This is a genomic window from Salmonella sp. WC3 (assembly GCF_042932255.1).
GTDB lineage: Bacteria > Pseudomonadota > Gammaproteobacteria > Enterobacterales > Enterobacteriaceae > Salmonella > Salmonella enterica.
In genome coordinates, this window is the sequence record NZ_CP170629.1 from 3,347,015 (window position 1) to 3,359,865 (window position 12,851).

The window sequence follows — 12,851 nt, forward strand, 5'->3', positions numbered from 1 at the left end:
CTTATTCCGTCTCTTCCGGTTTCTCCTGAAGCGCAGCTTCGTTTTTGGCGTTGCGGGTCATCCACAGCGCCAGCGCTTTGAGCGAGTCCGGCGTAAACTCATCACAGCGCGCGGTGATCTCCTCCGGAGTCAGCCAACACACTTCGCTGACTTCATCTTCCTGAAGCGCGAAAGGCCCGTGGGAAACGCAGCTAAACAGCGCGCCCCAAACCCGGCAATGTTGGTCTTCAAAGTAAAACAGACCGTGTTCGGCAAACGGCACGCCTGCAATACCCAACTCTTCTTCCGCTTCGCGGCGGGCAGATTCCAGTAGCTGCTCATCAGCCTGGACCACGCCACCTGCGGTAGCATCTAACATACCGGGCAAAAAATCTTTTGTTTCGGTACGACGCTGCACCAAAATTTTACCCATACCATCATGAACGACGATATACGTCGCACGATGCCGTAAGCGTTGCGCACGCATCTGTTCCCGGCTGGACTGTGCAATGACTTCATTGTCTTCATTCACAATATCCACCCATTCCGTACTTGCCAAACGACGCTGTTCCACCATCAGGAAACCTTCTTATTTCTGGCGCTCTTACGGCGCATTTACGTTTGTGAGGTAAATTACGAGTTAATTGCAACCTGCGCAATGATACTTTGATCATTGAGTGCGATTACGCTCAACACATTATCATCCAGAATACCGTAGCTTGCCGCATACCCGCCTTTCGGGATGCTCACTGACCCAGGATTAAAGTGATACAGTCCTTCCTGCTGTTGCGCCACCGGCAGATGCGTATGACCATAGACCAACACATCGCCAGTATGCAGAGCGGGCAGATGCGTCGGCCCGAAGAGGTGCCCATGCGTTAAAAATAGCCGCCTCTCTTGCGTCAATATTTGCTGCCACGGCGCAGTTATCGGGAAATGCAGCAGCATCTGATCCACTTCGCTATCGCAGTTGCCGCGCACGGCAATGATTTGCGTCGCCACCGCGTTCAGGCGTTCGGCGACCTGGGCGGGCGCATAGCCTTCAGGCAGCGCATTTCGCGGCCCGTGGTTAAGGACATCGCCTAATATCACCAGCCAACGCGCGCCGCTTTGCGCGAACCGCTCAAGCACGCGTTCCGTGGCGGGTAAAGAACCATGAATGTCCGATGCGAACATCAGTTTCATCGCTCACTCCTCGTTGTGAAAAACGGCGTTATGATACTGGAATATGAATAGATTTTCAGCCTGAACGCTTCGAGGAAAGCGCAATAAAACGCTGTACGGAAGCACGCTGCCACTGGAATGTCGCATACGCCGCCAGCGACGCCGGCACGTCATCGCCATGCAGCGCCAGACGATTGATCATCAATGCCAGATCGGTATCGGCAATGCACCATTCACCAAATAAATTTTGCGTCCCCTGCCCCAATAGCGCTTCAGCCGTCGCAAACAGTTTTGCCGCGCTGGCTTTTCCAGCCTCGCTTAGCGGCGCTTTTTTCGCCCCGGCAAACACCACGTCGGTAGGCCGTTCTTCGCGAAGCGGCAGTAAATCGCTGCGTAGCCACGCCTGAATCTGTCGCGCGCGGGCGCGTTTTTGTAAATCGTGCGGGTAGATACGCTCCCACTGCGGCGGCGCGAAACGCTCCTCCAGGTATTCCGCAATAGCGGACGACTCGCTCAGCTCAAAATTGTCGGCCTCAAGCACCGGTACGCGCTGCGTCAGCGTATATCCCCGCCAGCCAGGTTGCAGATGTTCTCCCTGGTCCAGATCGCGGGTTTTCAGAGTAAAGGAAAGCCCTTTTTCTTGTAATGCCACCCAGGCGGACAAGACGTAGGGAGAGAAAAAGTTCGCATCCGACCACAGCACAATAACAGGCTTACTCATAATGTCCTCTTGAGGGCGTATTAAGTTTCTTCCCAAAATATAGCGTCTTTCGCCTGCTGTCACCTGATGAAAACTCACACACATCAGGAGGCTTTCTATACTTAATTCAGCCCAGACTCTTTACGCACATGCAGGAGCCAAAATGATTGACCTTTACTACGCCCCCACGCCCAACGGGCATAAAATAACGCTGTTTCTGGAAGAGGCGGAGCTGGCGTATCGTTTGCTAAAAGTAGATATCAGCAAGGGCAATCAGTTTCGCCCTGATTTTTTGGCTATCTCTCCCAATAATAAAATTCCTGCCATCGTCGATCACGCCCCGGCAGACGGCGGTCAACCGCTTAGTCTTTTTGAATCCGGCGAAATTCTTCTCTACCTGGCGGAAAAAAGCGGCAAACTGCTTAGCGGGGAACTGCGTGAACGCCATACCACGCTGCAATGGCTGTTCTGGCAGGTCGGCGGGTTAGGGCCGATGCTGGGCCAGAATCACCACTTTAACCATTTTGCGCCGCAGGCCATCCCCTATGCGATTGAACGCTATCAGGTTGAAACGCAACGCTTATACAACGTCCTGAATAAACGCCTGGAAACCTCCCCGTGGCTGGGCGGCGACCACTACAGTATTGCGGATATTGCCAGTTGGCCGTGGGTTAACGCACATCAGCGTCAGCGAATCGATCTTGATACCTACCCGGCGGTGTATAACTGGTTTGAACGCATTCGCACGCGTCCTGCGACAGCGCGCGCACTGTTACAAGCGCAACTGCACTGTAACAGTACGAAAGCGTAACGCGGTGGCATACATCATGTATGATGTAGAGGTGTATACACGGAAAAAACCTGCGTCCGGCACCCTTATTCGTATTAAAAACCTGACATTAGGGAAGAGGAAATCCTCCCTACTCTGGAGGTCATATGCAGATTCTGATTACCGGCGGTACGGGCCTGATAGGGCGTCATCTCATTCCCCGGCTGTTAACACTGGGGCATCAGGTGACGGTTGTTACGCGCAATCCCGATAACGCGCGTCAGATTCTCGATTCCAGAGTGACATTATGGAAAGGGCTGGCGGAACGTGAGCACCTCAATGAGATTGATGCCATCATCAATCTGGCGGGCGAACCGATTGCCGACAAGCGCTGGACCTCGCAACAAAAAGAACGGTTGTGCCAAAGCCGCTGGGCTATCACGCAAAAGTTGGTGGATTTAATTCATGCCAGCGCTACGCCGCCCTCGGTGTTGATATCCGGCTCCGCCACGGGCTATTACGGCGATCTGGGCGACGTTGTCGTCACTGAAGATGAGCCGCCGCACAACGAATTTACGCATAAACTTTGCGCCCGCTGGGAACAGATTGCCTGTCGTGCGCAGAGCGACCAGACCCGCGTCTGCCTGCTGCGTACCGGCGTTGTCCTGGCGCCGCAAGGCGGGATTCTGGGGAAAATGGTTCCGCCGTTTCGCCTCGGACTCGGCGGTCCGGTGGGTAATGGTCGGCAATATCTGGCCTGGATTCACATCGACGATATGGTCAACGGCATCCTGTGGCTGCTGGATAACGATCTTCGCGGTCCCTTCAATATGGTCTCGCCGTATCCCGTCCATAATGAGCATTTTGCTCATGCGCTGGGTCGCGCGCTGCGCCGTCCGGCGATTATTCGCATTCCGGCGACGGCAATTCGCTTATTGATGGGAGAGTCGTCAGTGCTGGTGCTGGGCGGACAGCGGGCGCTGCCAAAACGGCTTGAAGCCGCCGGGTTCGCATTTCGCTGGTATGATTTAGAAGAGGCGCTGGCGGATGTGATTCGCTAGTTCCTAAAGCGCCGTATCCTGCCCGGTAAGCGATGCGCCGCCGGGCTTCTTTTATTTCAGCGAGCCTTTCAGGAATTGCTGTAAACGCGGGCTTTGCGGATTGCCGAACACCTGCTCCGGATCACCCTCTTCTTCAATTTTCCCCTGATGCAGAAAAATAACGTGCGAAGAGACATGGCGAGCGAAGCCCATTTCATGCGTGACCACCACCATCGTTTTGCCTTCTTCCGCCAGTTGTTGCATGATGCGCAACACTTCGCCGACCAGTTCAGGATCGAGCGCCGAAGTGGGTTCATCGAACAGTAAAACGTCAGGTTCCATCGCCAGCGCGCGCGCAATAGAAACGCGCTGCTGTTGGCCACCGGAGAGATGAACGGGATATTTGCCCTGAGCGCGCTCATCAATCCCCACCTTCGCCAGATATTTCAACGCCCGCTCGCGCGCGTCGTGCTTGCTTAATCCCAGTACCTGAATCGGCGCTTCCATCACATTTTCCAGCACCGTCATGTGACTCCAGAGGTTAAAGTGCTGAAACACCATCGTCAGGCGGGTACGCAACAAGCGTAGCTGATTTTTATCCGCCACTTTGAGCTGCCCGTCTTTGTCGCGCACCAGATTAATGTTCTGACCGTTCACGATAATCGCGCCTTCGCTCGGTTTTTCGAGGAAGTTAATGCAGCGCAAAAAAGTGCTTTTACCGGAGCCGGACGAGCCGATGATGCTAATCACATCTCCGGCGCGGGCCTGCAGCGATACCCCTTTCAGCACTTCATGACCGCCGTAGCGTTTGTGCAAATCGATAACGTGTAATTTATTTTCTGACATCATGTTACTCGAATTATTTAGAGGACACGTGCTGCAACCAGCGTCTTTCCGCCCGACGGAACAGGCTTATCAGGACATACGAAATGAGTAAATACAACACGGCGGCAATGCCAAACGCGGTAAACGGCTGGTAAGTCGCTGAGTTAATATCGCGGGCGATTTTCAACAAATCCGGCACCGTCGCGGTAAACGCCAGCGCCGTAGAGTGCAGCATTAAAATCACTTCGTTGCTGTAGGCAGGCAAGGCGATGCGTAATGCCGACGGCAAAATAATGCAGCGATACATTTTAAATGACGAGAAGCCATAGGCCCGTGCCGCTTCAATTTCACCGTGCGGTACCGAACGAATCGCCCCCGCGAAAATTTCCGTGGTGTACGCGCAGGTATTCAGCGTCAGCGCCAGTACGGTACAGTTCAGTCCACTGCGGAAAAACGCGTTAAGAAGATCGGTGCCTTTGACTATCTCCAGCGTATACATCCCCGAATAGAACACCAGTAGCTGTACGTACAGCGGCGTGCCGCGAAAAATATACGTAAACAGCCAGATGGGAAAACGGATGAATTTATTACTGGAAACGCGACCTACCGCCAGAATCACCGCCAGAAGACCGCCCATCACCACCGATGAAATTAACAGCCACAGCGTAATCGCCACGCCGGTAAAACGATAGCCATCCGTCCACAGCAGGGATTTCCAGTACTCCTGAATGATCTCAATCACAAATCGGCCCTCTTCACGCCCACGGAATAGCGACGCTCAAGTAAGAGCAGCACACCATTGGAAACGGTGGTAAATACCAGGTGGATAAGTCCACAGACCACGGCAAAATAGAAAGGCTCCCAGGTGCTTTTACCGGCAAGCTGCGTGGCTTTGACGACATCTTCCAGGCCCAGCAGCGACACCAGCGCCGTCGCTTTGAGTATCACCTGCCAGTTATTGCCGATCCCCGGCAGGGCGTAACGCATCATCGCCGGGAACATAATCCGCCGGAAGGTTTGCCCGTGGGTAAAACCAAAGGCCGTCGCCGCCTCGATATGGCCTTTCGGCACCGCCATAAACGCGCCGCGAAAGGTTTCGGTAAAATAGGCGCCGTAGATGAAACCAAGGGTGATAATACCGGCCACCATCGGATCAATATCTATCTGGTCGATACCCAGCGAATCGGTCACCACGTTAAGCGCGATTTGCAATCCGTAAAATATCAGCAGCATTAAGACCAGATCCGGCACCCCGCGAATCAGGGTGGTGTACCCTTCAAAAATAAGCCCCGTTACCCGGTTTTGCGAAAGCTTCGCCCCCGCGCCGACGAGACCAATAAGCACGGCCAGCACCACGGAACTGAGCGCCAGTTCCAGCGTGACGATCGCGCCCTGTAAAATTACGCCTGAAAACCCGTACAACATGCAGCCTGTCCTGTTGTGTGTGGTGAAGTAAGAAGCCTCTTTTGCATTTTTGCCTCACATCACGCCGGATGGCGGCTGTGCCTTGCCCGGCCTACGATGCTCCGTAGGCCTGACATGCACAGCGCCATCAGGCAATGCAGACAGTCAACATTCTTTGGGCTTTATCTGCACCGACGGTGATTAACCGCCATAAACATCAAAATCAAAGTACTTTTTCGCCAGCTTTTCGTAAGTACCGTCAGCACGCATTTCAGCAAAGGCTTTATTCAGCGCTTCGCGCAGCTCGTTATCTTCTTTGCGCAGCCCCATACCGGTTCCTACGCCGAATAACTTCTCATCTTTCACCGCCGGGCCGCCGAATTTATAGTCTTTTCCGACGGGCTGTTTAAGGAAACCTTCGCTGGCCGCGACCTCGTCCTGGAACGCTGCATCAATACGACCAGCCGTCAGATCGGAATAAATGTTGTCCTGCCCCTGGTAAGAGACGATCTCAATCCCTTTCGGCGCCCAGTGCTCATTGCCGAAGGTCTCCTGCGTCGTCCCTTGTAGCACGCCGACGCGCTTGCCTTTCAGCGACGCGACGGTCGGCTGAATATCAGAGTTCTTCGCCACCACCAGACGGGAATCAGCGGCGTAAAGCTTGTCGGTAAACGCGATTTCCTGCTGGCGCTTTTCAGTGATGGACAGCGAGGACATGATGGCATCAATTTTCTTCGCTTTTAAAGACGGAATCAGCGCATCCAGCGGGTTTTCCACGAACGTACACTGTGTGTTGATACGTTTGCACAGCTCTTTGGCCAGATCGATATCAAAGCCGACCAATTCACCTTGTGCATTTTTGGATTCAAACGGTGCGTATGTAGGATCGGTACCGATACGAATCTTTTGTGGAATAGCGGCAAATGCTGCGGTAGCGCTGGAAAATGCCAGCACCAGAGAAAGGGATAACGCCAGTTTTTTCATAACTATCCTCAACAGACTGTCTTTCCAGGAGATCTTTACAGATCCGATGCGACTATCGTGCCATTAATCAGGCCGACAAGGCAAAGCATTCTACCTTGTCAGCCGGTTTATTTTGCATAAAAATCGATTAAGTATGCATTTATGCGCCTGTTCCGCAACGGCTTATGCACCAAAAAGGTGCAAAACATCTATTTTGCACCGTGATAGTTCCCCAGCGCGGCGCGTTATCCCCTTCCCTCAATCGCCGTAAACATTAAAATCGAAGTACTTTTTGGCCATTTTGTCGTAAGTTCCGTCCTGGCGCAGTTCGGTCAGCGCTTTATCAAACGCGGCTTTTAGCTCGGTATCGTCTTTGCGCAGCCCAACCCCCGTCCCGTCGCCAAAATATTTTTTATCCTTCACGGAAGGACCGGCAAACGCATACTCTTTGCCCGCTGGCTGCTTCAGGAAACCTTCGCTGGCGGCGACTTCATCCTGCAATGCGGCATCCAGACGACCGGCGGTTAAATCGGAATAGATAAGATCCTGGTTGGCATAAGCCACCACATCCACACCTTTAGTGCGCCAGTTATCATTGGCGTAAGCCTCTTGCGTGGACCCTTGCAGCACGCCGACATGCTTGCCTTTCAGCGATTCCAGCGTCGGCTGAATGGGAGACCCTTTTGCCGCAATCAGGCGTGAATCCGCCGCGTAAAGTTTGTCGGAAAACGCAATTTCTTGCTGGCGTTTATCAGTGATAGAGAGCGATGAAATAATGGCATCAATTTTTTTCGCTTTTAGTGAGGGAATAAGCGCATCAAAGTCGCTGGCGACCCAGGTACATTTCACCTGCATACGCTTACACATTTCATTACCGAGATCGATATCAAAGCCAATAAACTCGCCTTTGGCATCTTTTGATGAGAAAGGCGCGTAGGTGGTATCTGTTCCAATACGAACCGTTTGTGGGAGCGCGGCGTAACTGGCCGCCGTCGCGCCCAGACCTATCAGCAAAGACAAAGCGAGAACGGTCTTCTTCATACATACCCCTCAAGTGGCGTCATTTTCTTATGTTTTACGTGGCGTTGTGTGTTTGCAGACTTTTTCATGCAGGTCTTATGCCATTTTCACGTCAGCAAAACGATTCGACGTTAAATTTGTTAATAAAACGTTGCAATATTGTCCTGATGTTGAAGATAGCAGGTATGACGGTTGAACCGCAGCGTTTCGGCGGCTTTTAACGAATTAAATGTTGAGGATATGATCGCGGTTACAAAATTGCCCTAAAACAGGGCAACAGGGACAATAATGCACGCTAAACAGACAACGCTATGCGCCCTGCCAGCGAACAAAAAGATCGTGCGGAAGGGGGATATCAAACTGATCCAAAACTCGGTTAACCGTTTGATTTATAACATCATCTAACGTCTGAGGAAGATGATAAAAAGCCGGAACCGGCGGCATAATCACCGCGCCTATCTCAGCGGCCCGGGTCATTAAACGCAAATGCCCGATATGCAGCGGCGTTTCGCGCACACACAGCACCAGAGGTCGCCGCTCTTTTAATATCACATCCGCCGCGCGGGTAAGCAGTCCGTCAGTATAACTGTGGACAATCCCCGACAGCGTTTTAATCGAACAAGGCAGGATAACCATTCCCGCCGTCGGGTAAGAGCCGGAGGAAATGCTGGCGGCAATGTCGCGCGCATCGTGCGTCACATCGGCCAGCGCCTGCACCTCGCGCAGCGAAAAATGGGTCTCCAGCGCCAGCGTTTGCCGGGCCGCCTGGCTCATCACCAGATGCGTTTCCACGCTATCGACATCGCGCAAAATTTGTAATAAGCGCACGCCATAAATCGCTCCGCTGGCGCCGCTAATTCCTACAATGAGTCGTTTCATGTTCTCTTACCGTTTACGAGTGCCGTTCATCCCACTGTGTTACGTAATCGGCTCAAAGTGGGTCTGAAGAGATACCATGACAAAAGAATCCCTATCATAAAAGCCAGCTCAACCAACATTATCACTACCCCCTGCTCACTAAACCAGGTGCCGACCATAATGGCAAAATTGGTGATAATGACAAATCGGGCCGTCCAGGGGAAAAGCGGCGATCGATAGCGTAGCAAATCGCTGGCGTACGTTCCATTACGCACCGATTGTCGGAAACGATACTGGCACCATCCGATGGTTATCCATGCCAGGCAACCCACCTGCCCGGTACTGGCGATCAGATATAAATAAAATTGCTGTGCGGGAATATAGCGGGTCAGCAACGACACCAACGCCAGCAAGGCCGTGATTAAAATAGCATACACCGGCACGCCGCCGCCGTTCGTTTTACCAAAGCAGGCTGGCGCAAAGCGATCGCCCGCCATAGACCACAGCATACGCGAACTGGCGTAAATGGCCGAGTTAGCGGCAGAAACCGCGGCGGAAAAGATCACCAGCGTCATCAGCGTATCCGCCCCCGGAATGCCCGCGTGGGAGAATACCCATACAAAGGGACTTTGTCCATTTGGCGTCAGTTCATGCGGATAGACCAGCGCCAGCACCGCAATCGCCAGGCCGTAAAACAAAATGATTCTGAGACCGATCCCCAGGATCACTTTCGGTAAAATAATGTGCGGCGATTCGGTCTCCCCTGCCGCATTTCCTACCAGTTCCACCCCCTGGAAGGAGTAAATCACGATCGTCATACAGACCACAATTTGCTCCCAACCGTGGGGAAACCACATTCCGTCTGTTTTTAACGTCGGGTGCCAGTCACTATGGCCCATTAGCGAGTAGATCATGACCCCGCCCGCGCAAATAAACAGCACGATCGCGAAAACCTTAATGGCCGAAAGCCAGTATTCGCATTCGCCAAAACTTTTTGCGGAGGTGAGATTGATGGCCGTCAGGATGAGCAGAATCGCCAGGCAGAACATATATACCGGAACCGCGGGGAAAAACTGGTGAGCAATAAACCCTGCGGCAGTGAGGTCGGCCGCAAGGGAAAAGACCCAGCTAAACCAGTAAAGCCAGCCAATGGTATAGCTCCAGCAAGGTGACGGCATAAACATCAGCGCGTAATGTTGAAATGAACCGGAGTGAGGAAAGGCGCATGATAATTCGCCAAGACACATCATCGTCGCCAGCATAATGCTTCCGGCAAACAGATAGGCCAGTAAGGTTCCCGCCGGCCCGACGCTGCTTAACGGTTCGGCAATGCCGATAAATAAGCCGGTGCCAATCGTGCCGCCCAACGACATCATCAGCAGATGCCGCTTCTTCAGGTTACGCCGCAGACCGCCTTCGGGCTCTGCTGGCGGTGGTTGTTGCAGGGTATCCATCGTTACTCCCTGTCTTGTGTGAGGTCAAAGATGCCGCCGCGACATAGCCGCGGCGGTTATGCGTTAACGCGTAAACCTCCAGGCGACGCCTTTGGTCTGGCAGGCCATTAACAGGCCCGTATAATCCAGCTCAAAGCGAACCACATCGCCTACTTTTAGCGACTGACGACAATCTTCAATATCCACCAGCGTATGATCGCTGGTTTGCCCTAAGATAGTGATAGCGTCGTCGCATGGCACACAGTTATCCGACGGCACATCCTGGCGACCAAACGCCAGCAATGCGCGTCGGCGTATGCCACGATCGACAAAGGTTTTACTTTGCAAAAAGGCATCGACGCCCAGCACCCCGACCGGGACGGTAGGTTTACTGTTCAGTTCGATGATTTCCGCTTCCAGGATATACATATCGGAACAGGCTTTATCGACCGGTTTTGCGGAGTGGTGAAATTCATTCAGGTATTTCATGTCCACATATTCAATGCCGAATTCATGCAGTCCGCCGATGCGCAGATGATTCAGTCCCTGCGGCCAGATACCTTTATCCAGCAGGTGATAGCTGGTGCAGTTTCCCGCAGAAAGCCGCCGGACAGGAATACCGCTGTCAGCTTCCAGCCGGGCGGCCAGCGCCAGAAAATCCTCGCCATTTTTTACCGTTGGCAACACGGTGCCGTAACAATTAAAGTTGGTGCCCAGTCCATATAATTCCAGACCGGGCAGACCAGTAATCAGAGTCACGGTCTCAAGAATGCATTGATATTCACCAAACCAGATACCCTCGCGTAAATCGCCCATATCCACCATCAGTAATACCTGATGCGTTTTCCCCTGGCGTTGGGCTTCTTGCGATAATGCCCGTAATACCACCGGCTCGCTATTTAAACTAATATCCGCGTAGCGCACCACATCTTCGATTTCACTCAGACACGGACTGCGTAACAGGCAGGTCGTACATCCTGTCTCGCGTATTTTTTTCAAATTATAGGTTCGTGATTCAGCGATAACGGTAATTCCGCCGTTGAACACCGCCTGCGCGGTTTCCACGCAGCCGTCAAAAACTTTATTGACAGCCATCACGTCAATACCGCTACTTGCCAGCAGAGCTTTTTCCGTGCGGGCGTTTTCTTCCAGCTTGCGTAGATTTATTTCCAGAACTGGCATATACATTTTATTTTCCTCCCGCCATGCTTAAACGGGCATTACGTTTCTGCGCCCGATGGTAAATGTACTCCGCGACGACAACCGCCAGCACGGCTCCGCCAATAATTTTCCCGGCGTACTGGAAATATCCGCCCATATCAATTTGAGAAGGCGGAATAAATAACAGCGCAACGGCAAAGGCGATAGAAAGAAAGCCCAGCGCGGGTAAAATAGCCGGTAAAACCTTGCCCGGAATTTTAAAACTTCTTGGCGTATCCGGCTGAGTCTTACGTAAACGCCAGAACGCCGGGAACATCACCAGGTAAGGAATAAAATAGGTGATGGTCGTTAGCGCCGTTAACATCCAGTAAGCCGCCGCAACGCTTGGCGAAATAAAAGTCGAAAAACACAGGACCGTGACAATAATCGCCTGTACAGTCAAGGCAAAGGCGGGCGTTTTCCACACCGGATGTAATTTGCCGATTCGGTCCCCCAGCAGATTATCTTCACGCGAAGCTTCCTGGAGCATATAAATCGGCCCCACCAGCCAGGAGTTAATCTGCCCGAGAGCGCCAAAAAACATACAGATGGCCATAACAGGAATTAACCACGGCATATGCAGCGTGTCCGCAGCAGCATGCATAGCCTGCATGACGCCTGCCACAATGTCGGTTTTCCCGGCGGGTAAAAGCGTGTTTAGCGCCCAGGTACCGACCATATAGATCCCAACGATAACGGCAGCGGAGACGGCCATCGCTCGCGGAAAATCACGCTGTGGATTACGGGTACGCCCGGCAATCATCGGGGCGACCTCCAGTCCGGCAAACGCAAACATCATGCTGGATAAGAAAACGATCGTATCCCAGTGTCCGAGATCCGGAATCCAGTTTTTCGCTGTAGTGTAGTCCGTCTGCATCTGGTGTCCGGTACATAGCCATATCACCGCCAGTAAAATGAGGATGGCGGAGGGAATAAATACGCCGCACCAGGCGCTGATGCTATTAATAATTTTTGTCCATTCCATCCCGCGGATATTCATCAGCGTTAATAGCCAGAAAATTACCGCGGAACCAATACCGATAAATGCTTTATTTTCCGCCAGGCCGCCGCCGATCATATAGCCCAACGCGGTAAAGCCGAATTGCAGCATTAATGGGAAAAACAGTACGCAGGAAAAGAGAAAACAAACCACAACAATCCATGCAATACGTTTACCAAATGCCTCTTTAATCCAGACAAATATCCCGCCATCTTTCGGCCAGCCGGTTGACAGCTCGCCGCATACCATCGCTAAAGGAAAAAACAAGCAGAATGCGGCGATCACCCATAACAACATGGCCGATGCCCCGTAAGGCGCCACGTTAGGGATTTGCCGCAAACTCAGAATAGCGATGACATTCATAAAGACAATGTCTTTGATGCCAAGTAAGCCAGAATTCGTGTTACTCATGGCCATCTCCTGTTATGCATTCAGGCATCACTGCCCTCTTCTTATCATCTGACGACGGGCTTCAGCATGAAACTGAAGCCCAAAA

The 12,851-nt window shown here is 52.5% G+C and carries 14 protein-coding genes; 2 read left to right on the forward strand and 12 right to left on the reverse strand.

What is annotated here, in order from left to right:
* Position 1 precedes the first annotated feature (1 nt).
* From yfcD to yfcF, 3 genes are read right to left on the reverse strand one after another with little or no spacing between them, the layout of a single operon-like run.
* Positions 2 to 556, reverse strand: coding sequence for an NUDIX hydrolase YfcD (gene yfcD / locus ACFK9X_RS16435; RefSeq protein ID WP_000230215.1), 555 nt, complete (start codon positions 554 to 556; stop codon positions 2 to 4).
* Positions 557 to 612: 56 nt separating this feature from the next.
* Entirely contained in the window at positions 613 to 1,164 is a 552-nt protein-coding gene (gene yfcE / locus ACFK9X_RS16440; protein WP_151117064.1) for a phosphodiesterase, read from the reverse strand.
* A 55-nt stretch (positions 1,165 to 1,219) separates the two neighbouring features.
* Positions 1,220 to 1,864, reverse strand: a complete 645-nt coding sequence (gene yfcF / locus ACFK9X_RS16445; protein WP_023205082.1) for a glutathione transferase — start codon at positions 1,862 to 1,864, stop codon at positions 1,220 to 1,222.
* A 142-nt stretch (positions 1,865 to 2,006) separates the two neighbouring features.
* Between yfcF and yfcG the strand changes: the two genes are divergently transcribed.
* Complete coding sequence (gene yfcG, locus ACFK9X_RS16450; protein WP_000566563.1) at positions 2,007 to 2,654, forward strand: GSH-dependent disulfide bond oxidoreductase; 648 nt, start codon at positions 2,007 to 2,009, stop codon at positions 2,652 to 2,654.
* A gap of 125 nt (positions 2,655 to 2,779) precedes the next feature.
* Complete coding sequence (locus ACFK9X_RS16455; protein ID WP_001166274.1) at positions 2,780 to 3,673, forward strand: TIGR01777 family oxidoreductase; 894 nt, start codon at positions 2,780 to 2,782, stop codon at positions 3,671 to 3,673.
* Positions 3,674 to 3,724: 51 nt separating this feature from the next.
* On the opposite strand, the gene hisP is transcribed toward ACFK9X_RS16455, so the two are convergent.
* The 9 genes from hisP to ACFK9X_RS16500 form a co-directional block, all read right to left on the reverse strand.
* Positions 3,725 to 4,498 carry a histidine ABC transporter ATP-binding protein HisP gene (hisP, locus tag ACFK9X_RS16460; RefSeq protein WP_001293591.1) on the reverse strand — a complete coding sequence of 258 codons (774 nt, stop codon included), beginning with the start codon at positions 4,496 to 4,498 and terminating at the stop codon, positions 3,725 to 3,727.
* Positions 4,499 to 4,511: 13 nt separating this feature from the next.
* Positions 4,512 to 5,219 carry a histidine ABC transporter permease HisM gene (gene hisM, locus ACFK9X_RS16465; protein ID WP_000569771.1) on the reverse strand — a complete coding sequence of 236 codons (708 nt, stop codon included), beginning with the start codon at positions 5,217 to 5,219 and terminating at the stop codon, positions 4,512 to 4,514.
* Positions 5,216 to 5,902, reverse strand: coding sequence for a histidine ABC transporter permease HisQ (locus ACFK9X_RS16470; protein WP_151117066.1), 687 nt, complete (start codon positions 5,900 to 5,902; stop codon positions 5,216 to 5,218). The genes hisM and ACFK9X_RS16470 overlap by 4 nt, the downstream gene beginning before the upstream one ends.
* Positions 5,903 to 6,082: 180 nt before the next feature.
* Positions 6,083 to 6,865 (reverse strand): histidine ABC transporter substrate-binding protein HisJ, encoded by a 783-nt coding sequence (gene hisJ, locus ACFK9X_RS16475; protein ID WP_000731868.1) that lies wholly within the window; start codon positions 6,863 to 6,865, stop codon positions 6,083 to 6,085.
* Between the two features lie 237 nt (positions 6,866 to 7,102).
* A complete protein-coding gene (argT, locus tag ACFK9X_RS16480; RefSeq protein WP_000754423.1) occupies positions 7,103 to 7,885 on the reverse strand; it encodes a lysine/arginine/ornithine ABC transporter substrate-binding protein ArgT in 783 nt (260 codons plus the stop codon).
* A gap of 288 nt (positions 7,886 to 8,173) precedes the next feature.
* Positions 8,174 to 8,743 carry a UbiX family flavin prenyltransferase gene (locus ACFK9X_RS16485; protein WP_151117068.1) on the reverse strand — a complete coding sequence of 190 codons (570 nt, stop codon included), beginning with the start codon at positions 8,741 to 8,743 and terminating at the stop codon, positions 8,174 to 8,176.
* Positions 8,744 to 8,769: 26 nt separating this feature from the next.
* Entirely contained in the window at positions 8,770 to 10,176 is a 1,407-nt protein-coding gene (locus ACFK9X_RS16490) for an amino acid permease (protein ID WP_000380346.1), read from the reverse strand.
* A gap of 63 nt (positions 10,177 to 10,239) precedes the next feature.
* Positions 10,240 to 11,343 carry an alanine/ornithine racemase family PLP-dependent enzyme gene (locus ACFK9X_RS16495; protein WP_151117070.1) on the reverse strand — a complete coding sequence of 368 codons (1,104 nt, stop codon included), beginning with the start codon at positions 11,341 to 11,343 and terminating at the stop codon, positions 10,240 to 10,242.
* A 1-nt stretch (position 11,344) separates the two neighbouring features.
* On the reverse strand, positions 11,345 to 12,766 hold the full coding sequence (locus tag ACFK9X_RS16500; protein ID WP_151117072.1) for an APC family permease: 1,422 nt from the start codon (positions 12,764 to 12,766) through the stop codon (positions 11,345 to 11,347).
* Between the last annotated feature and the right edge of the window lie 85 nt (positions 12,767 to 12,851).

Excerpts from the sequence above, each read along its gene's own strand:
- yfcD (WP_000230215.1), bottom strand. The coding sequence starts at position 556 with ATGGTGGAACAGCGTCGTTTGGCAAGTACGGAATGGGTGGATATTGTG.
- yfcE (WP_151117064.1), bottom strand. The coding sequence starts at position 1,164 with ATGAAACTGATGTTCGCATCGGACATTCATGGTTCTTTACCCGCCACG.
- yfcF (WP_023205082.1), bottom strand. The coding sequence starts at position 1,864 with ATGAGTAAGCCTGTTATTGTGCTGTGGTCGGATGCGAACTTTTTCTCT.
- yfcG (WP_000566563.1), top strand. The coding sequence starts at position 2,007 with ATGATTGACCTTTACTACGCCCCCACGCCCAACGGGCATAAAATAACG.
- ACFK9X_RS16455 (WP_001166274.1), top strand. The coding sequence starts at position 2,780 with ATGCAGATTCTGATTACCGGCGGTACGGGCCTGATAGGGCGTCATCTC.
- hisP (WP_001293591.1), bottom strand. The coding sequence starts at position 4,498 with ATGTCAGAAAATAAATTACACGTTATCGATTTGCACAAACGCTACGGC.
- ACFK9X_RS16470 (WP_151117066.1), bottom strand. The coding sequence starts at position 5,902 with ATGTTGTACGGGTTTTCAGGCGTAATTTTACAGGGCGCGATCGTCACG.
- hisJ (WP_000731868.1), bottom strand. The coding sequence starts at position 6,865 with ATGAAAAAACTGGCGTTATCCCTTTCTCTGGTGCTGGCATTTTCCAGC.
- argT (WP_000754423.1), bottom strand. The coding sequence starts at position 7,885 with ATGAAGAAGACCGTTCTCGCTTTGTCTTTGCTGATAGGTCTGGGCGCG.
- ACFK9X_RS16485 (WP_151117068.1), bottom strand. The coding sequence starts at position 8,743 with ATGAAACGACTCATTGTAGGAATTAGCGGCGCCAGCGGAGCGATTTAT.
- ACFK9X_RS16490 (WP_000380346.1), bottom strand. The coding sequence starts at position 10,176 with ATGGATACCCTGCAACAACCACCGCCAGCAGAGCCCGAAGGCGGTCTG.
- ACFK9X_RS16495 (WP_151117070.1), bottom strand. The coding sequence starts at position 11,343 with ATGTATATGCCAGTTCTGGAAATAAATCTACGCAAGCTGGAAGAAAAC.
- ACFK9X_RS16500 (WP_151117072.1), bottom strand. The coding sequence starts at position 12,766 with ATGAGTAACACGAATTCTGGCTTACTTGGCATCAAAGACATTGTCTTT.